The sequence below is a fragment of the Pyxidicoccus caerfyrddinensis genome (genome assembly GCF_010894405.1).
Classification (GTDB): domain Bacteria; phylum Myxococcota; class Myxococcia; order Myxococcales; family Myxococcaceae; genus Myxococcus; species Myxococcus caerfyrddinensis.
Genome location: NZ_JAAIYA010000040.1, coordinates 1 through 22,853, shown reverse-complemented (window position 1 = coordinate 22,853; position 22,853 = coordinate 1). Strand labels below are relative to the sequence as shown.

The window sequence follows — 22,853 nt, the reverse complement described above, 5'->3', positions numbered from 1 at the left end:
GTTGAAGGGCACCGAGAGGGAAGGACCGAGATGATCCGCTACATCGACGACCTGCAGTTGACCGGGAAGCGCGTCTTCATCCGCGTGGACTTCAACGTCCCGCTGGAGGGCCGGCGCGTGACGGACGACACCCGCATCCGCGAGGCGCTGCCCACCATCAGGCGCGCGCTGGAGATGGGCGGGAAGGTCATCCTGGCCTCCCACCTCGGCCGGCCCAAGGGCCCGGACCCCAAGCTGTCCCTCGAGCCGGTCGCCGTGCGGCTGGCCGAGCTGCTCGGCGGCAAGCACGAGGTCATCCTCACGGATGACTGCATCGGTGACGGCGTGAAGAAGCAGGTGAAGGAGCTCAAGGAGGGCCAGGTGGTCCTCCTGGAGAACCTGCGCTTCCACAAGGAGGAGGAGGCCAACGACGAGACCTTCGCCCGCGAGCTGGCCGCCAATGCCGACGTCTACATCAACGACGCCTTCGGCACCGCGCACCGCGCCCACGCCTCCACGGCGGGCATGGTGCCCTTCGTGAAGGAGAAGGCCGCCGGCTACCTGATGCGGAAGGAAATCGAGTACCTGGGCAAGGTGCTCAAGAACCCGGAGAAGCCCTTCGTGGCCATCCTGGGTGGCTCGAAGGTGAGCGACAAAATCAAGGTCATCGAGAGCCTGCTGCCCAAGGTGGACGCGCTGCTCATCGGCGGCGCCATGGCCTACACGTTCCTCAAGGCGCAGGGCGTGGAGGTGGGCAAGTCCCGCGTGGAAGGGGACAAGCTGTCCCTGGCCACGCGCATGCTGGAGGCGGCGCAGCGACTGAAGGTGCCGCTGGTGCTCCCGGTGGACCACATCGTCGGCACCGAGCTCACCGAGAACAGCGTGGCGAAGGAGACGCCGGACAACGCGATTCCTCCGGACATGATGGGCCTGGACATCGGTCCCAAGACGCGCGCCATGTTCGCGCAGCACATCCGTGACGCGCGCACCGTGGTGTGGAACGGGCCCATGGGCTTGTTCGAGGTGAACAAGTTCGCCGAGGGCACCCGCTCGGTGGCCGCGGCCATGGCCATCAACACCCAGGCCACCACCGTCATCGGCGGCGGCGACAGCGCGGCCGCGGTGGAGCAGATGGGCTTCGCGGCCAAGATGAGCCACGTGTCCACCGGCGGCGGCGCCTCCCTGGAGTTCCTGGAGGGGCGTGAATTGCCGGGTATCAAGGCGCTGGAAACGCGGTAGGCTGCGCGGCCGCAACGCAACCCGTATCCACGCCCCCGGGGGGACACATGGCCGCCGCAGCTCGTCGTCGGAAGATCGTCGCCGGCAACTGGAAGATGAACAAGACGGTGCCCGAAGCGCTGGGCCTCGTTCGCGAGCTGCGGAGCATGGTGGCTCCGCTGGGTGATGCGGTGGAGGTGGTGCTGGCGCCGCCCTTCGTGGCGCTGCAGCCGCTCCACGTGGCGCTGGAGGGTGCGCCGCTGCAGCTGGCGGCGCAGAACTGTCACTGGGAGTCGTCCGGCGCCTTCACGGGCGAGGTGTCCGCGCCGATGCTGGCGGAGCTGGGGTGTGCCTACGTCATCGTGGGGCACTCGGAGCGCCGGCAGTTCTTCGGCGAGACGGACGAGATGGTGAACAAGCGGGCCCGGGCGGTGCGGGCGGCGGGGATGACGCCCATCATCTGTGTGGGCGAGACGCTGGCCGAGCGCGAGGCGAACCGGACGCTGGAGGTGGTGGAGCGCCAGGTGCGCGGGGCGCTCTCCGGCTTCGACGCGAAGGACGTGGGCACCTTCGTCCTGGCGTACGAGCCGGTGTGGGCCATTGGGACGGGGCGCACGGCCACGTCGGCGCAGGCGCAGGAGGTCCACGCGGCGATCCGCGGGCTGCTCGGACGCCTGTACGACGGGGAGACGGCCGGGCGGGTGCGCATCCAGTACGGCGGCAGCGTGAAGCCGGACAACGCGGCGGAATTGCTGGGGCAGCCTGACGTGGATGGAGCGCTCGTCGGCGGGGCCAGCCTGAAGGCGGGCGACTTCGCGGCCATCGTCAAGGCAGCGGGTTAGATCGGCAGGACTGGTACTGGCGGGCGGAAGAAGTTGTCACCCGTTCGCCAGTTTGTGTAGGGTGCGCCTCCTTCTCACGGAACGTCTGGAAGAATCGCCATGCTCGCTTTCGTCACGATCGTGCACGTCCTCGTCTGCGTGTTCATGATCTTCGTCATTCTGCTGCAGCCGGGTAAGGACGCGGGCATGGGCTCGGCCCTGGGCGGCGGCGCGGCCACGAGCGCTTTCGGCGGCCGCGGCGCGGTGACGTTCCTGAGCAAGCTCACGGGCGTCTGCGCGATGCTCTTCTTCTTCACGTCGCTCGGCCTGTCCTTCGTGGGGCTGCGCTCCTCGGTGGCGGCTGGCGGCTCGGTCGCCGCGCCTGCTCCGGCGCAGACGGCTCCGGCCACGCCGGGTGGTGCCCCTGCTCCGGGCGCGACGACGCCTTCGTCTCCGGCTCCCGGCAGCGTGGAGCAGCCGCGGGGCGAGACGCCGGTGCCTCCTCCCGCCGAGGGTGCTCCGGCTCCGCAGGGGGCGACGCCTGCCCCCGCGCCTGCTCCGGCTCCGGCGCAGTAGCTGTCAGGAAGAAGCCGGCTCACGCGTCGGTTGAGATTGTCGTTGCGTGAGTCGGTGAGGTTCGGTAGATGGAGCGCGCAGCAAATGCCCAGGTGGTGGAACTGGTAGACACACCAGCTTGAGGGGCTGGCGCCGCAAGGTGTGCGGGTTCGAATCCCGCCTTGGGCACTCCGGAAGAGGCCCCCGAGTCGAAAGACTCGGGGGCTTTTTTCGTTTCAGGGAACAGGCAGGTTCCCGAAGTGCATCTCCGCCGAGGAGTCTCCAGGCGGCCGGTTGAGGCTCGAGACGTACCGGTCGGTCTGCATCCGGCATCCCTTCCCGTAGCGGAACAGGGTCCGGATGAAGTCGGCCAGGCCCGGACGGTAGTGGTGCTGAACGACGGCCTCGGGGCGATAGTTCAGGACGTATCCGCGCTCCAGAATCTTGAAGCACAGTCCTGGGTCTTCCCCACCCGGTTCGCGGACGTCTTCATCGAAGCCACCGACTTCTTCGAGGACGCTTCGCCGGAAGGCACAGTTCGCCGTGACGACGTAGAGGTAGCGGCCCTCATGCAGGTAGGGGTCGAGCAGCTTGTGGTAGCTGTAGTAGCGGCTGAACACATCGCTGCCGACCGCCAGCGTCCGTCCACCCACCCCCGCGACCCTGGGCGAGGCATCCCGCAGATGCTGCGCGAGCTCCCCCGCCCAGGTGGGCCTCACGACACAGTCGTTGTCCGTGAAGGCGACGAAGGGGTATCGCGATGCCGCGATTTCGCGCGGCGGCGGGACCGCTCCTCCTCGGCTGACGTAGACACTCGATGTCCAGGCGGCTTCCGAACTCTCTCGCCAGGGCGCTGACGGGTTCTGGTGAGGCGTCGTCGACCAGGATGACCTGGAAGCGTTCCGGTGACGCAACCAGTGATGAGAGCAACTGGCGGGTGAGCTCCGACCGGCCGTAACAGGGGACGACGAGCGTCAGGGGCAGTGTGTGACTTTCGGCCGGGCTCATGAGGCCGCCTGCTTCCGATGGCAATTCAGCATTCCGCAGTTCCGGCGGCATCGGGCCATCACGCCACGTGCCTCGGTCGCGAGGCCTGACTCACACAACTGGCGCAGCGACGACTGGCGCACGTTGCCGAGCGCACGGCCATTCAGGATGTCGCGCATGAAGAAGCAGAGCTGCACGTTGCCGTGCTGATCCACCATCATGTCTTGCTCAGCGCTGCCACACACCTGCTCGCCGATACGAGATCACAAAGTCTCTCAAGCCAGGGCTCGGGAACGTCGTCTACCGGGGAGGGGCCTGGTACAACGACACGTTCTCCGCGTACCTCGCGAACATCTCGGCCGGAGATCCGACGCAGCGTGACGTCACTCTCGGCGTGCGTGTCTGCGCTTCGTTCTCTCCGCGGTAGTCCTCTGCCTCCCCAGCAAAGCCCTCGTTTGTAACGTTCAGCAGCACGAGCGTTGTCTAGGGGGACACGCGCTCCAGGGGGGGGCATGCAGCAGGTTCTCAGGTGGACGACGGTGGCCGTTCTCTGCTGGGCGGCGGGATCGGTGGCCGGCGACGAGCAGGTGGATGCCCGGCTCCAGCAGGCTCGGACCGCCTATGCAGAGGCGGCGAAGCTTCGGGATGCGGGCAGGTACGCCGAGGCCCTTGCTCAGGGGGAGCAGGCGCTGGCGCTGCGAGAGGCCGTGCTGGGGAGCACGCACCCAGACGTCGCCTCCTGCCAGGACCTGCTCGGGACGCTCCACGAGCTTCGGGCGGACTATGCCCGGGCGGAGCCGCTGCTTCAGCGGGCGCGCGAGCTGCGGGAGATGACCCTCGGCGAGAATCACCCCGCCTTCGCCGCTTCGCTCAACAACCTGGGCAACCTCTTCACGGACCAGGGCCTCTACGGCCGTGCCGAGCCCCTGTACCAGCGTGCGCTCGCCATTCGGGAAGTGGCCCTGGGCAAGAACCATCCCGACGTCGCCGATTCGCTCAACAGCCTGGCCCGCCTCTACGCGAGACAGGGGTTGTACGGCCGTGCCGAGCCCCTCTACCGGCGTGCGCTGACCCTTCGGAAGGCAGTGCTGGGCAAGGACCATCCGGATCTCGCCCGGACGCTCAACAACCTCGCCAACCTCTATAGGGAGCAGGGGCAGTGTGGCCTCGCCGAGCCGCTCTACGAGCGCGCACTCGCCATTCGGGAGTCGGCTCTCGGCACCCACCATCCCCTCGTCGCCACCTCCCTCAACAACCTCGCCAGCCTCTGCCGGGAGATGGGGCAGTACGGCCGCGCGGCGCTCCTCTACGAGCGTGCGCTCGCCATTGACGAGGCGGTCCTCGGCGAGAAACACCCGGACGTCGCCCGGACGCTCGACAACCTCGCTGCGCTCTACGCGGACCAGGGGTTGTCTGCCCGCACCGGACCTCTCTGCAAGCGTGCACTGGCCATTCGGGAAGAGACCCTGGGCAACAACCATCCCGACGTCGCCTATTCGCTCAACAGCCTCGCCGGCTTCTACATGACCCAGGGGAAGTACGGGCTTGCCGAACCACTCTACCTGCGCACACTTTCCATCCGGGAAGCCGCGCTTGGCCACAACCATCCCCTTGTGGCGGAGGCGCTCAACAACCTGGGCCAGCTTCGGCTCGCCCAGCAGCGCCTGGCTGATGCCCTGCCTCTGTTCTCGCGCGCATTTGCCATCTCCGAGAAGCGCCTGCGCCAGGAGGCTCTGGACTTCTCCGAGTCCCGTCTGGACAGCTTCCTGAAGTTCCTGCGGGCTGACGAGGAGCGACTGTACGCGCTGCTGCGCGCCCACCCCGATGACGTCAACGTGCAACGTCTGGCGCTCAGCGCCGTACTCCTGCTCAAGGGCCGCTCCATCGAAGAGGCCGCCGACACTTCCCATACCGTCTATCGGAGCCTCGGTGCGGAGGACCGTGAGACGTTCAAGCGCTTGCGCGACCTGCGCACGCAGCTTGCCTCCCTGGCGCTCCCAGAGGTTGGGGCTCTCAACTCCGCCAACCATCAGCAGCGCCTCAAGGACCTCGCCGAACAGGGTGATGACCTCGAAGCCTCCCTGGCCAGGCACTCCGCCCCCCTGCGAGCGTTGGCCGCGCTGCCGGCTCCCGCGGACATCGTCGACCGTGTCGCCCAGGCCCTGCCCGAAGACGGTGCCCTCGTCGAGTTCATCGCCTACGTGGACCGCCCACTCGTACCCCAACCCGTCGTATCCAAACCACATCTCCGCTACCTGGCGCTGGTGCTCTTGCCTGACTCAATCATTCGCACCGTCGACCTGGGCCCCGCCGAGCCCATCGACCTCGCCGCCTCGCGCCTGCGAGACGCCATGGCCAACCGGGAGGCCGCCTTCCATGCGCACTCCAAGCTCCTCTACCAGCTCGTTTTTCAACCCCTGCTTCCGTTGCTGGGGAATGTCCACCACCTCCTTCTCTCGCCGGATGGACAACTGGCTCTGGTGCCCTTCTCCGCCCTGCATGACGGCTACCAATTCCTCGTGGATGACTTCGACTTCACCTACGTGAACTCCGGCAAGGAGCTGCTTCCTCGGTCCCAGCGGCCAGTCCCCGCTTCCTCCGTGGTCGTCCTGGCCGACCCGGACTTCAGCGCTCCGCTCCAGTCTCCCACGTCCTCCGCGGAAGAGGCTCCCGCACGTGCCGAGCGGACCACCTCATTGGCGCGCTTCTTCTCCACGCGGCGCGAGGAACTGGCGCGACGGGACTGGAGCCTCATCCCCCTGCCAGGCACCCGTCAGGAGGCAGAGGCCATCCAGCGGCTGCTGCCCCAGGCACAGCTCTTCCTGGGGCCGTCGGCCACCAAAGAGCGACTGCTGCAGATGCCTACCCCCGGCATCCTCCACCTGGCTACCCACGGCTTCTTCCTGGAGGACGCCCCCGCGCCCACGAATACTCGCGCCGTTGGCAGCGTCGGTTTGCTGAGCGAGGACCCTCATGCCCCGCGCCCCCCGGACCCGCTTCTTCGCTCCGGCTTGCTCTTCGCGGGGGCGAATGCGCCTACGCCCTCCACCTCCAGTGCCTCTCAGCCGCCGCCCGAAAGGGCGCTGGCAACGGCGCTGGAGCTGGCCGGCCTCAACCTGTGGGGCACTCAGTTGGTGGTGCTGTCCGCGTGCGACACCGGGCGAGGCGATGTGAAGCTGGGCCAGGGCGTCTACGGGCTGCGGCGCGCGCTCGTGGTGGCGGGGGCGGAGACGGTGGTGATGAGCCTGTGGAAGGTGAGCGACGACGTCACCCATCAATTGATGGAGGCCTACTACCGCAAGCTGCTGGCGGGGCAGGGGAGGGCCACTGCGCTGCGCGAGGCGATGCGCGAGCTGCGGCGGACCCAACCTCACCCCCACTACTGGGCACCGTTCATTGCCATGGGCAAGGAGACGCCCCTGCGCATGCTCGAGTCCAAGGCCCAGGAGTAACGATAACGAGTACCGCAGGAGCCCATGGCGCAGGCGGTGGGCTTCTCGGCAACGGATGCGTATTGGATTGCCGCCTATGACGAGGCGACGGACCTGGGCATCTTCCAGCCGCTCGGTATGTATGGCCAGCCCGTTCAGGGCGACTGCACCAACAGCAGCCATCGACGGCTTGGTCCGCACCAGCTTCGACACCGGAGAGGAGCCGTCCGCGCCCAGGCGCGTCGCCAGGGTCAACAAGGTCGCATGCGACCGTGGATGGGGCATGTTCCCCGGCGCAACGTGCTCGCTCTGCGCCGAGGCGCTCTCCACCCGGTTCGAATCTCGCTCTGGCTTCTGCTGCAGGGTGACGCACACCGTCCGCGGAGCCCTTGCGCGTGGGCCACGCTGTAGGACGTGGTCCTCGACGCGTGCAGGTGTCGGCGGACGCGGAGGCGCCACCGGAAGCGCGGCTGTACGAGGCACAGCCGGCTTCCGGTGGGCCCTACAGGTACTGAAACCCAAGCCCCTACGCGGAGCCCCTCGCAAGGGGCTTCGCGCGGTCAGAACGTGACGATGCCGTAGTCGTTCAGCAGTCCGGAGCTCGGGTCTGCCTGCACCACCACGATGAGCTTGTCCCCCGCCGCGGAGTAGAAGACGAAGCGGCCGAAGCCGTCGTAGGCGGTGCCGTTGGCCTTGAAGGCGGGCAACGCAATGCTCCGCTCGAAGCCGAGGGCGTCGGGCAGGTAGAGGCGCACGGACTTACCCGCCGAAGGCTCCCAATAACTCGCCTGCACCAGCGCGATGCGGTTGGCCGCGGTGGAGTGGGTCAGGTGGCGGATGCTCCCCGCTCCGGAGAGCGTCCCCGAGTAGGTCATGTCCTCGGCCCTGACGTCGGAAGCCCGGAAGGTGTTGCCGCAGGCCGTGAAGATGCGGCCTCCGTCCTCGGAGAACCAGAGCTCCCCGCACACGCCACGCTCGCTGTTGTAGGGCGCGCGGTAGAGCATCCGGGCGGTGCCCCGGCTGATGTCGTACTTCTCCATTTCGCCGGAGTAATAGGAGTTGGTGGCGCCGTAGATGGACGTCCCATTGGGATGCAGGCGCGCCCGGGTGCCGGCGTAGAGCGACCAGTCGCTGCTCAGCGTCTCCACGCCGGTCGCCAGGTCGACGCAGTGGATGGACACCCAATACGACGGGTCCGAGCGCGGAAAGGCATACGCGAAGCCATTCCCGGCGAGGACGACGTCGAAGTCCTCGCTGGTGACGGTCACCGTCTTCACCAGCTGCGGCGTGGCGAGGTCGACGTAGGAAATGCTCGAGGCATGGCCCACCGCCGCGAACTGGCCATCCGGTCCCACGCTGAGCGAGATGGGCGCCGCGGGCAGCGCGACCGAGGTCTCCGTCTGCGTCGCCGGCTCGTAGAGGTAGAGCGCGTTGGGGTTGGTGGAGACCATCACGAGCCGGTCGAGCGCCTTGCTGTACTCGGCGTCGGTGACGCGGTGGCCGAGCCCGCTGACGAAGGGCGCCTGGGCCGTGATGACCACCGTGTCCGCACGGCTCGCGGACCGGCCGTCATCCACCACGAGCGCCAGCTCGTAGCTTCCCTCACGGTCCAGCGCTAGGGAGGGCCTCTGGGTATCGGCCTGTTGCAGGGTGGCGGTGCTGCCGTTGGGCCGGCGGGTGATGGTCCAGGCGAAGGTGAGGGTGTCGCCGTTCTCGTCATGGCCCTGTCCCTGCACGCTCACGGACGAGCCCGCGACGATGCTGCGGTCGGCACCGGCGTCGGCCACGGGTGCCCGGTTCTGGGCAATCACGGTGAGGTGGGTCGGCGCGGAGGGGCGCATGCCGTCGCTGACGACGAGCGCGACGACGTAGTCGCCCTCCAGGTCCGGGGTGAAGGTGGGCTTCACGGCGGCTGCATCCGCGAACGCGGCGGCGCTGCCCGTGGGAACCGAGACGAACGACCAGGTGAAGGTGACCGGTCCCCCCGTCGAGGCCGAGCTCGCGCTGCCATCCAGCGTCACCGGCCTGCGGCTGAGCACGGCGCGCGACGCGCCCGGGCGCGCAACGGGCGCGGTGTCCCTTCCGGAGAGCGTGATGAAGGCTGGCTCGGACTGGTGCGTGCCGTCACTGACCACCAGCCGGAGCACGTAGGCGCCCTCCAGGTCGGGGGTGATGGAAGGCTTCGCGGCGGACGCCTGTGAGAGCGTGGCCGTGCTGCCGTGCGGAGAGGAGACGACGGTCCACGAATAGGTGAGCGTCTGGCCCTCCGGGTCGGTGCTCGCGCTGCCGTCGACCTCCACGGCCAGTCCCACCAACACCTCCAGGGAGGAACCCGCACGGGCCACCGGCCGCAGGTTCTCGGGCGGAGGGGGTGGAGCGGGCGTCTCGGCCGACACGATGACGGTGTCCGGAAGGCTCTCCAGGCACCCGTCCGAGACGACCAGCGTGGCCGCGTAGAGGCCCGGCACGTCCGCAGTGAATGTGGGCTTGCTTACGGTGGCGTCCGACAGCGCCGCATGGCTGCCATTGGGAGTCGTGGACAGCGTCCAGCGGTAGCCCTGGGCGGTGGACGCCGAACCATCGAGCGCGACCCGCGCGCCCGGAATGACGAGCTGCCCCTCGCCAGCCTGGGCGACGGGAGTCGCCTGCGCCGCCGTGCACTCGCCCGGAGGCTGCGGTTGAGGCGCAGGCGGAGGCGTGGACCCTCCGCAGGCACTCAAGAACGAAGCTCCCAGGAACGTCAGGAGAAAATACATACGGAGTTGTGTGAATCGATTCATGACTCGCCCCCTGTGAAACGGGCGCCCAGGAGGGCGCCCTCGAAGTCACTGCACGGGCTCGAACGAACCGCCCGCGTAGATAGGGAGCCGGTGAGGCGGGAAATGATGCATGGAAATACGTCTGGGAGGGGAGTCGGCGGACTCCGTGAAGATTTTTTGAATGATTCTCCAGAATCACGTCTCTCTGAGGCGGAACGTTGAGCGCTCAATGGCTGCTCATCGGGAACATGGGGGAGACATGCGGTCGGTTCACGGGTGGATGCTGACGGTACTCCTGTGCTGTTCATCGGGCGTGGCGTTCGGGGAGGAGCCAGCAGACTCTCGACTGGGGGAAGCGCAGGCGGCCTCAGATGAGGCGAGCGCGTTCTGGGAGGAGGGCAGGTACGCGGAGGCCCTCGAACGGGGCGAGCGTGCACTGGCGTTGCGGGAGGCCGTGCTGGGGCGCGTCCACCCGGACGTCGCGGGGGGACTGGACTGGCTCGCGGCGCATCACCTGCTTCAGGGAAACGCCGCCCGCGCCGAGCCGCTCCTGCTGCGCGCGCTGGCCATTCGCGAGTCAGTCCTTGGCGAGCACCACCCCGATGTCGCGCAGACGCTCAACACGCTCGCCACCCTCTACGGGGCCCAGCGGTTGTTTGCTCGTGCCGAGCCGCTCGTCACGCGTGCGCTTGCGATTCGGGAAGCATCCTTCGGCAGGAGCCATCCCCTCGTCGCTGAGTCGCTCAGGGAGCTCGCGGCCCTCTACTTCGCCCAGGAACTCCATGGGCGTGCCGAGCCCCTCCTTCAGCGCGCGCTCAAGATACGAGAAGCAACCCTCGGCAGGCATCATCCGGAGGTTGCTCAAACGCTCTACGACCTTGCCCGCCTCTACCTCCAGCAGGGATTGTACGGCCGGGCCGAGCCGCTGTACTCGCGCGCACTGGCCATTCGGGAAGCGGCACTCGGCAAGAGCCATCCCCTCGTCGCCGAGTCGCTCTCCGGCCTCGCCAGCATCTACATGATCCGGGGATTGTACTCTCGCGCTGCGCCGCTCGACGCACGCGCGATGGCCGTGAGTGAAGCTGCCCTCGGAAAGAACCCTCCCGATGTCGCCGGGTCGCTCACCCGTCTCGCCAATCTCTATGGGGAACAGGGACTGTACGCTCGTGCCGAGCCGCTCCTGATCCGCGCGCTGGCCCTCCGAGAGGCGGCACTCGGCAAGAGCCATCCCCTCGTCGCCGAGTCGCTCTCCGACCTTGCCAGTACCTACCAGGGTCAGGGGTTGTTCCACCGGGCCGAGCCGCTCCTGCGGCGTGCACTGGCCATTCAGGAAGTGAGCCTCGGCGGGAACCATCCCTACGTCGCCTGGGGGCTCGCCGAACTGGGGCACCTCTACCTGGCCCAGGGACTGTATGGCCAGGCGAAGCCGCTCTATGAGCGCGTGCTGTCCATCGCGGAGGTCACCTTCGGCAAGGACCATTTCTACGTCGCCTGGGTGCTCGGCCGGCTCGGCAACCTCTACGAGCTGCAGGGGTTGTACGACCAGGCGGAGCCGCTCTACGCGCGCGCGCTGGAGATTCTGGAAGCGGTCCTCGGCAAGAGCCATCCTTCCGTCGCCAGGCCGCTCATCGGTCTCGCCAACGTCTACCAGTCCCAGGAGTTGTACGGCCAGGCAGCGCCGCTCCACCTGCGTGCGCTGGCCATTCGAGAAGCGGCCCTCGGCAAGCACCATCCCGAAGTCGCCGAGTCGCTCATCCACCTGGGGGGCCTCTACTCGGCCCAGGGGCTGTACGGACAGGCGCAGCCACTCTACGAGCGAGCGCTCGCCATTCTGGAGGTGACCTACGGCAAGCGTCATCCAAGTGTCGCCGCCACGCTCAACCACCTCGCCGTAGCCCGGTTGTCCCGGAATCGCCTCGATGACGCCCTGCCGCTGTTCACCCGCGCCTTTGCCATGGTCGAGCAGCGCCTGCGCCAGGAGGCGCTGGTCTTCTCCGAGCCGCGACTGACCCGCTTTCTCCAACTGCTGCGCGGCGACGAGGAGCGGCTCTATGCGCTGTTGCGCGCCCATCCCGACGACGTCCGCGTGCTGCGCTTGGTCCTCGGCGCCGCACTTCTCTTCAAGGGCCGCTCCGTCGAGGAAAGCGCCGGCATCTCCCGTACCGTCTACCGGGGCCTGGGCGAGCAGGACAGAGACACCTTCGAAAGGCTGAGGGGGCTGCGCACCCAGTTGGCGCAGCTGTCACTCCAGGGGCCCGGCTCGCTCCCGCTGCCCGTCTACCAACAGCGCCTCGAATCACTCTCAGAGCAGGGTGCGGCCCTCGAAGCCGACCTGGCCCAGCGCTCCGCACCGCTGCGTGCGTTGGCCGCCCAGCCGGCTCCTGCGGAGATTGTCGACCGTGTCGCCTCCTCCCTCCTCAAGGACGGCGCCCTCGTCGAGCTCCTCACGTACGCGGACCGCCCGCTGGTGCTCGAGCCCGGCGCACCCGAGCCCCAGCGCCCCGGCCCGTTGCGCTACCTGGCGCTGGTGCTCTTTCCCGACGCCACCATCCGCTTCCGGGACCTGGGCCCCGCCGAACCCATCGACCGCGCCGCCTCGCGCCTGCGAGACGCGCTGGCCAACCGCGACGCCGACTTCCAGGACTCCGCCCAGGCGCTCTATCAGCTCGCCTTCCAACCCTTGCTGCCGCTGCTGGGCACCACCCGCCGCCTCTTTCTCTCTCCCGACGGGCAGCTCGCCCTCGTGCCCTTCGCCGCGCTGCACGATGGACACCAGTTTCTCGTGGATGTCTTCGACGTCACCTACGTCCCCTCTGGAAGGAGTCTGCTGTCTCGCCCCCTGGAGAGCGACGCCCCTGACTCCGTGGTCGTCCTCGCAGCCCCGGACTTCAGCGCGCGCTCTTTCTCGAAGGGGACCCCCTCCGCGGAGGCCGCGCGCTCCGGTCCTGACGGGCGCTTCTTCTCCACGCTGCGAGCAGACCTGGCGTCACGCGCGTGGGCCCCAACCCCCTTGCCCGGCACGCGCCAGGAAGCCGAGAGCATCAAACGGCTGCTGCCGCGGGCCGAGCTCTTCCTGGGGGCGGAGGCCACCAAGGAGCGGCTGCTGCACCTGCCTCCCCCAGCCATCCTCCACCTGGCCACCCATGGCTTCTTCCTGGAGGACGCGCCTCAGTCCCCGGATTCTCGCGCCGTGGTCCACTTCGGGGCGCTGGGTGAGGACCCCGCGGCTCCGAACCCTCCGGACCCGCTGCTGCGCTCTGGCCTTGTCCTCGCTGAGGCACCTGTTCCGGTGCCCGTCGGCAGCAGTCCCGGCGCACCTTCGTCTGACAGCGCGTTGGTGACGGCGCTGGAGTTGGCGAGCCTCAACCTGTGGGGCACCCAGCTGGTGGTGCTGTCCGCGTGCGACACCGGGCGCGGCGACGTGATGCTGGGCCAGGGTGTGTATGGGCTTCGCCGGGCCTTCCTCGTGGCGGGTGCGGAGACAGTCGTGATGAGTCTATGGAAGGTGAACGACGACACCACCCGGCAGTTGATGGAGTCCTACTACCGCAACCTGCTCGCGGGGCAGGGCCGGGCCACCGCTTTGCGCGAGGCCATGCTCTGGCTGCGGGCCACCCGGCCGCATCCCCACGACTGGGCACCCTTCATCGCGCTGGGCCAGGACGCTCCGTTGCGCGAGCTGGGGACCCGCCAATAGGCGCTGGAGCCTGCCCTGTTGATGTGAGTCTCTGAAGCCATGCACCAACAGGCGTGTGAAGATTTCGCTGCATGATTTTCCAGCTCGCTGGCTCATTCCAATCGAGTGGGGGAGCTGAACGAAGTCTCATCGAATTCCCTGCTCATGCCGTACCGGGGGGCGGGACATCCGTTCCCTGGAACACATACAGGGGGATGGAGCCATGCCGACGAAACTCACCGCAGCGCTGCTGATGCTGATCTGCGGGTGCTCGACCACCGCGACGATTTCCCGCATCAATGGAGCGGCTTTCGACGCGAAGATCACTCACAGCGATCGCGAACTGCTCTTCTTGAAGACGGAGGGTGGACCGGAGGTCGCCATCCCCAGGAAGGAGGTCGCCGACATCGACCATCCCGGAAACGGCACCGCGGTCTTCGGCGGGCTGCTCAGTGCCTATGGTGTGCTGAACATCGCGGCGGGGATTGGGACGTGTAGCGAGGTCGGTGGTGCGTATTGTGTCGGCACCTTCCTTCCCGCCGCGATCGGCCTTCCGATGCTCATCTGGGGCCTGAGGACCTGGTCCAACTCCACCAGCGCGGCGGAGAACCAGTCCACGTCCGGGTACACCGGTGTCGTGCCTTCCCCGGCTCCCGCCTCGCCTTTCGACTTCTCGCCTCCGGCCGACAGCCGCAGGGTGAACGCCCTCCGGACGCGGTGAGGCCCAACCGACGCAATGGGGCTGGTGTCCCCGGGCCTGAATCAGATGGCTATCGCCCATCTAGGCGGTTCACGGGACGCGACGTGGGGACGCGCGTGGGGAGGAAGACGGGCACGTAACAGGCGCCCTTGTACGCGTAGGAGTCCGTGTCGCACTCCTTCGTGTCTGCCACCACGCGATGCCAGCAGCCGCCGTTGATGGGGACCTGCAGCCTGCTGGGGCAGCGGCCGCTGGCATCAGGCCGGCGCTGCCCTGGCAGGGGCTTCGGTGGCACCTCCAGGGCGATGCTCGGCCATGCGGACAGTGCCGGGGACAGAGCCACCGGAGCCGTCAGCGCCGAGTCCCCGACGGCCACGGTGCCGCCATCCTTCGAATCCTCGGTCGGCGACACCTGCGCCATCCCAGGCTCCTTCTCGGTCAGCGCGCTCAGCAACCAGCCGGCTCCGAAGGCCAGGGTCACTCCCAGGCTGGCCGCCCTGGGCCAAGACCGCCGCGCGCGCGCACGTGCTCGCGGCACGGCGGGTGGGGGCGGGCTCCTTGGGGCCACGGGCCTCGGCTTCTCCCGAGCGAAAAGGAACACATCCGCTTCGGAGGCAGCCTCGTGCGCGGCCTGCTCCAAGGCCTCGGCCAGCTCGCGGGCGCTGCCTCGTGCCTCCGGGCTCACGGAGAGCATCCGGGACACCAGGGCACTCAACTCCGCGCAGCAGCGGGCGTTGATGGCTCTTGGCGGCCGGGGACCGGGGCCATCCACGCGCCAGATATGAGACGCCTCGTTCCCCGGGTCCGTCGCGGGCGGGTACTCGCCCGTCACGAGCCGCCAGGCGGTGATGCCCAGGGCAAAGACATCATCCGCCGGTCCGGGCGCGTAGGGCGCGGCGGCGTTGAGGGCGGAACGCCACGCCTCCGGTGTGCGGTAGGCCGGCGTCCCGGGAGGGAACGCGCTCCAGGTCAGCCTGGCGGCGCCAGCGTAGTGCCCGGAGCCGAAGTCGGTCAGGAAGACCTGGCCGTCCACCTCGCGCACCAGCACGTTGTCTCCCTTCACGTCGCGGTGAACGCCTCCCTCCGCGTGCGTGGCCTCCAGGGCCCGCGCGAGGCTGGCAAGGACCCGGAGCACCTGCCGGGAGGTGGGTCCGTGCACTCGCGCCCAGTCATACAGCGACAAGCCATCGATGAGCTCCATGACGAAGTAGGGGTAGGCGAGGCCCTCCGCGGGCTGCCAGCTCCCGTGGTCCACGAGACGTGGGACGCTCGGGTGGCGGATGCGTGAGAGCAGCTCCACTTCCCGCGTGAAGCGCTCATTCCCGGGGTGCAGGGACAGCTTGAGGGCCACGGGCCCCCGCGCCGCCCTCCCGATGGCGAGGTAGACGGCGCCGTAGGCTCCCTGGCCTCGCTGCTCCACCACGCGCCAGGGGCCTATCCGGGCTCCCAGGGGAAGGCGTGCCGGATTCAGGTGGCCAGGCGGCATGGTGGGGTTCGCGAGGGGGAACGTGGTGGGCACTGCTCGCGAGGACACTACCCCACGAGTAGGTCCGAGTCAGCCTCGTCATCCACCCGAGAACCTGTCGCATACCCATCTCGCTTCCCTCTGCTCCGACATCCCGGGACTGACTGGCCAGACCTGCCCCCCCGAACCAGACCTGACCAGCCAGCCCCGTGGGCCCCACGCCAGCTCCACCGGATAGGGCCTCGCGAAAGGCCTCCGAAAGCGCCCCCGCCAGCGGATGGAGCCGGCGACCTGGAAAATCATGCAGAAAATCTGCAGCTCGTGTGGCTGGAGGCCCGCGATATGGGCTCGGGGTAGGCTGGAAGGGGACCCGCACTGGGCCATCTTGGACGGTGAGTGCCCAAAGGCACTGCACCGCCCCTGTTCCGGCCCGTCAGCAGCCCTTCAGGCCCCGTCAGCAGCCCGCCCCTTCTTCTCCTCACCAACTTCCACCCTCAACAGGGCCCCTATGCGGTCCTATACTCGCGCAGGCTGGAGGCCACTGGTCAGAACCAGCAATTCATCCCCCTGGACCATCCGTGAACGAATCGCAAATTTTCGTAAGCCACGCCTCTCCCGACGTAGCCCTCGTTGACGCGCTACGCGACCTGATGGTCGTTGGAATGGGTGTGCCGCAAGAACGCATCTTCTGCACTTCTCTCGAAGGGACTGGGATTCCTGAAGGCCAGAGCTTTGTCCCGTTCATCAAATCAAAACTCCAGACGCCTGCTCTGGTGCTCATGGTGGTGACCCCCAGTTATTACGAGAGCGCGTTCTGCCTTTGCGAACTCGGCGCAGCATGGGCGATGGCGCACAACTCATTCCCGCTCATGATCCCGCCTGTTGACTCCGACAACCTGAAGGCCGTCCTTCATGGAACACAGGTCGGAGAGCTTACGAACGAAAAGGCGCTGGACCGCCTCTTCGACCGCGTCAAAGACGCTCTGAAAATAAAGGGTGTGCCCACAGCGACGTGGAATGTGAAGCGCGACCAGTTTCTCAAGAAGCTCCCGCGTCTTCTAAAGGGGCTCGCCGGGTTCAAGAAAGTTGACTTCGGGCAATACGAGGCGATGCGACAAAACTACGAGGCGGCCTCGGAAGAACTCGCAACGGCCAATCAGCGCATTGAAGAACTGGAGGCGCAGATTGAAGAGATTGGTAAGCTTAAAGACAAAAAGGAAGTCGCGAAGATTCAGAGGCGGGGACAGAGAGAGTCCGAGTTGCTCGATGAGTTGACCGAGACTGCGAGAGAGCGCCTAGCCCGGCTGCCGGACGTCGTCATTGAGGCCATGTACTACCAATTCTCAGGAGGCCACCTTGCATGGCCCGGATTTGGTGAGGAAGAGAAGAGAGCCGATATGCGCCGAGCAGTGGAGAACACGTATCTCGTGGAAGGCGATCGTGTGTGTACGTTGAACGAGCGCGACCCTGCGGTCGCCAAGGCGCTCGATGCTGTGCAGGAAGTCGCTGTCTTTCTTGGGAATGCATCGGAAGAGCTCACCGACGAGTTCACCGAAGAATACGACTTCGAGCCACGGATTGATTCGAGACGATTCTGGCAGGCGCGCCTCGGCCTTAGCTAGAGCTGGGGTGAAACGGGCCAGAATTGGAGTTGCGTCACGTCGAAGCAGCTGAATCTTTTGATCTCCGCGTTAGGTGCAGAGCGGCGAGGACTTCAGGCCATTGTTTTCTTGGCGGCTGCGCGGCCCTTGGCCGGGTGCAGTCGAAAGTTCTCACTCATCCACCCCTGCGCGAGTTTGCCGAGCGCGCCGTCACGTTCTTCTCCGCCGACGCGCGGTTCACGGGACTGCTCGCGGGCGGCTCGGCGATTTCCCGGAATGTCGACGCGTACTCCGACCTGGACCTCATCCTCGTCGTCCGGGAGGAGTCCCGCGCCGAGGTTCTCGCCCAGCGGCGCGAGCTCGCCGAGCGGCTCGGTCCGCTCCTCTATGCCTTCACCGGTGAGCATGTCAGGGAGCCCCGGCTGTTGATCTGCCTCTATGGCAGCCCGATCCTCCACGTCGACCTGAAGTTCATCACCCTCGCGGACCTTGCCCACCGCGTCGAGGATCCGCTCGTGCTGTGGGACCGCGATGGGAGCATGGCGGAGCACCTCTCCCGGAACACGGCGCGCTGGCCCGACCGGGAGCCAGAGTGGTTCGAGGAGCGCGTCTGGGTCTGGCTGCACTATGGGGCCACGAAGCTCGGGCGGGGTGAGTTGCTCGAGGTCATCGACCTGCTCGCCGCCCTGCGGAGCATGGTGCTCGGTCCCATGGTCATGCGCCGGATGGGCGTCGACCAGCGCGGCGTGAGGCGGCTGGAGGCCCTGTCACCCGAGCTCGCCGGACGTCTGGCGACCACCCTGGGCGCGCACTCGCGCGAGGCTTGTGCGACGGCGCTGCGGCAGGCGCTCCAGCTCTACCTGGAGCTTCGCGAGGACCGGCCCCCGACGAATCGCCGTCCGACGCACGAAGCCGAGGTCCAGGCGTATCTCGACAGTGTGCTCGCCGGTGTGTCGAAGCCCCTGGCGACGGAGTGAGCTGGGCGCAGGACACCCGTCGGACATTCGCACCCTTGTGATATCTGCTTTCCCCGTGATTCCGTAAAGCACTGGCGGAGCCCCGCCTCTGCGGACTTCTCGAGGGGAACTCATGCACGCTGTCCGAAGAAGACGCGTCCCGGCCCTGTGGACCGGGGCGTTCGTAACGCTGTTCGCGGCTCACGCCCAGGCGCAGTCCATGAGAGCGGACCAGTTGTTGGGAGCTCCAGGCGCCACCAGCACGGACTGGATTCGAGCCCTGCCGCCCGTTCCCGCCCATGAGCTGGGACCCGTGCTGCCCTCGGCCGCGCCCTCCTCGGGGCCGGGCCTGGAGGTGGCGTATCCGAAGGTCGCACCGTTCCAGGGTGAGGTGCAGGAGCCCGTGAGGCGGGAGAAGGAGCTGCGCGTGTCCCTGCGTGAGCGTCCGTCGCGCATGGCCCTCGTCCGGCTTCCGGAAGACGACCTCGCCGGCCAGCGGGAGCGCGTGCAGCGCACCCTGGGTGCTCTCGCATGGCATGAGCTCTTCTACGGCTGGCACTTCTTCGAGCTGCCCGAGACGCTCTCCCCGGCCTCGGTCCGAGGCCTGCTCCAGGGCGTCAACGCGGACATCGTCTATGTCCCGGACGAGCCCCAGGAAGCCGCGGTCATCTGGAACGACCCGTTCCTGTCGACGGGCGCGTCCTGGCCCCAGAACCAGTGGTACCTCTACAACGTCGGGCAGCGCACCAGCATCACCGGGAGCCCCTATGACTTCGACATCGACGCCGACGAAGCCTGGGACGTGACGCTCGCCGCGCACGGCCGGGGCCAGTTCTATTTCTCCACGGTCGCGGTGGTGGACACGCAAGTCGACCTGGGTCACGCGGACATGCCGGATTTCGTCGGCGCCTGCACCCTGGCGAACGCCTGGTCCGACACGCGCTGCCTGCCGCCTGAGACCGCGCGCACGCATGGCACGGCGGTTGCGGGGCTCATTGGCGCACGTGCCGGCAATGGCTACGGAATGTCGGGAGTGAACTGGGCCGCGCGGATCCTCGCCTTGAATGTCTCCCTGGCCTCGGACCCTGAGCGGAGCTTCGGCTACTACCAGGTCATCAACGCCATCGACTACGCCACCCGCAACGGCGCGCACATCATCAGCTATTCCGGAGGCAGCCGGAGCGTCTTCCAGAACAATGACAACGATGCACTCTACGCGGCCATCCGTCGCGCGGGAGAGCGCGACATCCAGTTCATCGCGGCGGCGGGGAATGACAATCTCAACCTCGACTGCGGAAATGCCTCCTGCCAGGTCTCTCCCGCGGGGATGAATCTCTACAACCTATGGACGGTGGCCGCGGCGGATGACAACTTCAACCGCTCCCACTTCTTCACGGAGGCCAATGGCACCGTCCATGCCTCCAACTTCGGCGCGGCTTCCGTGGACTCCGCGGCGTTTGGGAGTGATGCCTTTGCCGGCAACGGCAGCGACCTGGTCTCCCTCTTTCCTGGCAATCGGTTCGCCCCCTTCAACGGGACCTCCGCGGCCACGCCGCTCGTCAGCGGCGTCGCCAGCCTCATCAAGAGCCTGAGGCCGCAGGCCACGCCGTACGTCTATCAATCGTGCTTCGGTTATACGATTGCTCCGCAGCTCAATGGACTGATGCGCTACCCCGGCGTCATCAATGCGAAGGTCGCCGCCGACTGCGCGCTCACCCTCGGCGAGCAGACGCCGCCGCCCGTCTTCGATGTCGTCAGCCCGGCGCACTACGCGCGCCTCAACCAGACGCCCTACCTCACGTGGCAGGCGGCCCCGGACTTCTATGTGAACTACGACGTGTTCCTGGACGGCGCCTTCTACGCCCGTACGGGCGGCACCGCGCTGAGCCTCACGAACGTGAGCGACGGCACCCACCGCTGGTACGTGCGCGCGGTGGATGCCTACGGCAACTGGCGCAACTCCACGTATGAGTACTACTTCGTGCTCGACCGGGTGCCGCCCACCGCGCCCGTGCTCACCCTGCCTGGGGACGCTCTGTACGTGACCAACCCGCGTCCCGCGCTGCGCTGGGAGCACGCCACCGACGCCAGCGGCATCTCCGGCTACCAGGTCATCATGGACGGCGTCAGCACCGGCAACATCGGTGCCGCCGCGGGGTACAACTGGCCCACCGCCCTGAGCGAGGGCCGTCACTCCTGGCGGGTGCTGGCGTGTGACACGCACCAGAACTGCACCAGCTCCTACACGCGAAGCTTCTACGTGGACTCCGTGGCCCCCACGTACCCCACGCTCACGAGTCCGGCTCATGCCTCCTTCATCGCCACGGAGCGCCCGACGTTCACCTGGTCCGCGTCCACGGACGCGAGCTCCGTCTCATATCGATGGAGCCTCGACTCCGGCGCGCAAGGCGTGACCACCCTCTTGACGTCCTACACACCGTCGGCGGGCCTGACGGACGGCTTCCACTCCTGGACGGTCCAGGCCTGCGACACCGCGGGCAACTGCTCGACCACCGGCGCCCGCACGTTCACGGTGGACACCTTGGCGCCCCTCGCGTTCTCGATACAGGCTCCCGCGGAAGGCGCGCTCACCGCGACCCGGCCGCTGTTCTCCTGGCAGTCCGCGCAGGACGCCACGGGCGTCACGTACCAGCAGCTGCGCATCGACGGCGGAGCCGCCATCACCCTGGGAGGGAGCGTCACCTCCTATGTCCTGACTGCCAACCTGTCACCGGGCGTCCACTTCGTGACTGTCACCGCGTGTGACCGCTTCGACCACTGCGGGTCGACGCCGGTCCGCTCGTTCGAGGTCGTCGGAACGCAGCCCACCGCTCCGGTGCCCCTTGCCCCCACGGGAAGCAGCCAGGTCGCCACCCCTCGACCCGAGTTCTCCTGGGCCCCCGCCACGGACGACGTGGGCATCGCGTCGTATGTCCTCGAATGGAGCGGGGGCACGCCGGTGACGCTCGGGGGAGCGGTGACGCGGTACACGCCCACGGTGAACCTCGCCGAGGGCGCCCACACCTGGCGGGTCACCGCCTGCGATGCCAGCGCGCAGTGCACGAGCAGTGTCTGGGCGTCCTTCTCCGTGGACCTCCAGGCGCCGACCGCGCCCTTCCTCATGGCGCCGTCTCACGAGGAAGTCGTTTGGGAAAATCCTCTCTACATCTTCGAGTGGGTGCCCTCCTACGACGACCAGCACTACGTCCAATACACGGTGGTCATCGATGACCAGGAGTACGCAGTCACCAATTCGGACTCGGTGCTCTACCTGGAGGCGTTCCTGGACTACGCCGAGCACACGTGGTTCGTGAGGGCGTGCGACCTGGCGGGAAACTGCGCGGACTCTCCCAGCCAGGTCTTCACCATCCGGCCCTACATCAAATGATGCAGTGAGCAGGACGGCCGGGGCGCGGCGCCAGAGCACACGGCGCGCGCCGCCGGGCGGGACGGGCGGCCCCTTCCCGGCTTCCTGTACTCCTGCGCCGCTTCAGAGCCAGCGGCGCGTGCGCTGCGCGTAGCGCAGGTAGTGCTCACCGAACCGGGCGCGCAGCATCTTGAGCTTGCCCGGGCTTCGTGGACAGGTGGGTTATGCAGCCTGCGGCACCTGTAAGGCAGCCCGCTCGAACTCGGCCGGGCTGATGTAGCCGAGCGAGGAGTGCCGCCGCTGACGGTTGTAGAACACCTCGATGAACTCGAACAAGGCGGACTTCGCCGCTGCGCGCGTGAGGAAGTTCACCCGGTGCACCAACTCCGTCTTCAGCGTGGAGAAGAAGCTCTCGACGACGGCGTTGTCCCAGTAATTGCCCTTGCGGCTCATACTGCACCGAATGCCTCGAGCCGCCAGCGCTCGCTGGTAGTCCTCGCTGGCGTACTGACTGCCGCGATCTGAGTGATGCAGCAGCCCCTCGGGAGGACGTCGTCCCTTGAGAGCCATTTCGAGTGCAGCCAGTACCAAGTGCCGGTCGATGCACTCCCCCATGGCCCAGCCGATGATTCGACGGCTGAAGAGGTCCATGACGACGGCCAGGTAGAGCCAGCCCTGGCGCGTGGGCACGTAGGTGATATCGGTGGCCCAAGCACGGTCGGGTCCGGGCGGTTGGAAGTCTCGCGCCAGGACGTTGGGAGCCACTGGGAGGTCGTGCTTGGAGTCAGTGGTGTGCACGAAGCGCCGACGCCTCCGGGCCCTCAGTCCCTTCTCACGCATCAGCCGCGCGACCCGGTGGCGACCGACGTGCTCGCCCTGGGCCTTCAGCTCGGCATGCACCCGCGGGCTGCCGTAGTTGCCCCGGCTCTGCTGGTGCACCTGCCGGATGCGCTCCGCCAGGACCGCATTGGCCTTCTGCCGCGCCGACTCCTCCCGCCCCTCCCAGGCGTAGTAGCCCGCCCGGGAAACGCCCAGCACGCGACACAGCAGCGCTACCGGGTAGTGCGCCTTCTCCGTCTGGATGAAGCCAAACTTCACAGGCTCTCCTTCGCGAAGAAGGCCGCCGCTTTTTTTCTACACCGGCAAATATGGCCTGAGCCCCGGGTGTTGCCCTTCTGAGAGGGGATACCGCCATGGCTCGAACGACTGCTCGCCCCGTTGCAACCCGTGAGGTGAGGGTCGACAGCGAGCGCCGGCGCTGCGAGGCGTGCGGCACGCGGACGCGTGCGGATTGGCGCTCGCGGCGCTGCGTGACGACGCTCACCGGCTGCGTGGGGC

At 67.5% G+C, this 22,853-nt stretch carries 13 protein-coding genes, 1 tRNA gene and 2 pseudogenes; 10 read left to right on the top strand and 6 right to left on the bottom strand.

The window, feature by feature from the left end; translation table 11 throughout:
• The first annotated feature begins 30 nt into the window (after positions 1–30).
• The 4 genes from G4D86_RS48640 (at position 31) to G4D86_RS48625 (ending at position 2,762) form a co-directional block, all read left to right on the top strand.
• Complete coding sequence (locus tag G4D86_RS48640) at positions 31–1,218, top strand: phosphoglycerate kinase (RefSeq protein WP_164002406.1); 1,188 nt, start codon at positions 31–33, stop codon at positions 1,216–1,218.
• A 47-nt stretch (positions 1,219–1,265) separates the two neighbouring features.
• Positions 1,266–2,039, top strand: a complete 774-nt coding sequence (gene tpiA, locus G4D86_RS48635; protein WP_164002404.1) for a triose-phosphate isomerase — start codon at positions 1,266–1,268, stop codon at positions 2,037–2,039.
• A 99-nt stretch (positions 2,040–2,138) separates the two neighbouring features.
• The gene (secG, locus tag G4D86_RS48630) at positions 2,139–2,594 is read left to right on the top strand and encodes a preprotein translocase subunit SecG (RefSeq protein WP_164002402.1); all 456 of its coding nucleotides are present in this window, start codon (positions 2,139–2,141) and stop codon (positions 2,592–2,594) included.
• A gap of 86 nt (positions 2,595–2,680) precedes the next feature.
• Positions 2,681–2,762 (top strand) — tRNA-Leu (locus G4D86_RS48625).
• Between the two features lie 47 nt (positions 2,763–2,809).
• On the opposite strand, the gene G4D86_RS48620 is transcribed toward G4D86_RS48625, so the two are convergent.
• The 3 genes and pseudogenes from G4D86_RS48620 to G4D86_RS48615 form a co-directional block, all read right to left on the bottom strand.
• Complete coding sequence (locus G4D86_RS48620) at positions 2,810–3,343, bottom strand: glycosyltransferase family 2 protein (RefSeq protein ID WP_420821896.1); 534 nt, start codon at positions 3,341–3,343, stop codon at positions 2,810–2,812.
• Positions 3,342–3,581: pseudogene (locus G4D86_RS54455) on the bottom strand (glycosyltransferase family 2 protein); the annotation flags it as partial. The pseudogene G4D86_RS54455 and the gene G4D86_RS48620, both read right to left, overlap by 2 nt.
• A complete protein-coding gene (locus G4D86_RS48615) occupies positions 3,578–3,805 on the bottom strand; it encodes an SPASM domain-containing protein (RefSeq protein WP_275899241.1) in 228 nt (75 codons plus the stop codon). The pseudogene G4D86_RS54455 and the gene G4D86_RS48615, both read right to left, overlap by 4 nt.
• 267 nt (positions 3,806–4,072) lie before the next feature.
• Here G4D86_RS48615 and G4D86_RS48610 point away from each other — a divergent pair, with 267 nt between their 5' ends.
• On the top strand, positions 4,073–7,012 hold the full coding sequence (locus tag G4D86_RS48610; RefSeq protein ID WP_164002397.1) for a CHAT domain-containing tetratricopeptide repeat protein: 2,940 nt from the start codon (positions 4,073–4,075) through the stop codon (positions 7,010–7,012).
• Between the two features lie 539 nt (positions 7,013–7,551).
• On the opposite strand, the gene G4D86_RS48605 is transcribed toward G4D86_RS48610, so the two are convergent.
• Positions 7,552–9,711 (bottom strand): PKD domain-containing protein, encoded by a 2,160-nt coding sequence (locus G4D86_RS48605; RefSeq protein WP_164002395.1) that lies wholly within the window; start codon positions 9,709–9,711, stop codon positions 7,552–7,554.
• A gap of 220 nt (positions 9,712–9,931) precedes the next feature.
• Between G4D86_RS48605 and G4D86_RS48600 the strand changes: the two genes are divergently transcribed.
• On the top strand, positions 9,932–13,447 hold the full coding sequence (locus G4D86_RS48600) for a CHAT domain-containing tetratricopeptide repeat protein (RefSeq protein WP_476705417.1): 3,516 nt from the start codon (positions 9,932–9,934) through the stop codon (positions 13,445–13,447).
• A gap of 202 nt (positions 13,448–13,649) precedes the next feature.
• Entirely contained in the window at positions 13,650–14,147 is a 498-nt protein-coding gene (locus tag G4D86_RS48595) for a hypothetical protein (RefSeq protein WP_164002392.1), read from the top strand.
• Between the two features lie 49 nt (positions 14,148–14,196).
• Here the strand turns inward: G4D86_RS48595 and G4D86_RS48590 are convergent, their stop codons facing one another.
• The gene (locus G4D86_RS48590) at positions 14,197–15,549 is read right to left on the bottom strand and encodes a serine/threonine-protein kinase (protein WP_338050655.1); all 1,353 of its coding nucleotides are present in this window, start codon (positions 15,547–15,549) and stop codon (positions 14,197–14,199) included.
• A 620-nt stretch (positions 15,550–16,169) separates the two neighbouring features.
• Here G4D86_RS48590 and G4D86_RS48585 point away from each other — a divergent pair.
• The 3 genes from G4D86_RS48585 (at position 16,170) to G4D86_RS53605 (ending at position 21,536) form a co-directional block, all read left to right on the top strand.
• Positions 16,170–17,213 (top strand): toll/interleukin-1 receptor domain-containing protein, encoded by a 1,044-nt coding sequence (locus G4D86_RS48585; RefSeq protein ID WP_164002388.1) that lies wholly within the window; start codon positions 16,170–16,172, stop codon positions 17,211–17,213.
• Between the two features lie 134 nt (positions 17,214–17,347).
• Positions 17,348–18,169 (top strand): aminoglycoside 6-adenylyltransferase, encoded by an 822-nt coding sequence (locus G4D86_RS48580; RefSeq protein WP_164002386.1) that lies wholly within the window; start codon positions 17,348–17,350, stop codon positions 18,167–18,169.
• A 199-nt stretch (positions 18,170–18,368) separates the two neighbouring features.
• Positions 18,369–21,536, top strand: coding sequence for a S8 family serine peptidase (locus G4D86_RS53605; RefSeq protein ID WP_240360912.1), 3,168 nt, complete (start codon positions 18,369–18,371; stop codon positions 21,534–21,536).
• Between the two features lie 201 nt (positions 21,537–21,737).
• On the opposite strand, the pseudogene G4D86_RS48555 reads toward G4D86_RS53605, so the two are convergent.
• A pseudogene (locus G4D86_RS48555) lies at positions 21,738–22,649 on the bottom strand (IS3 family transposase); the annotation flags it as partial.
• Positions 22,650–22,853: the final 204 nt, after the last annotated feature.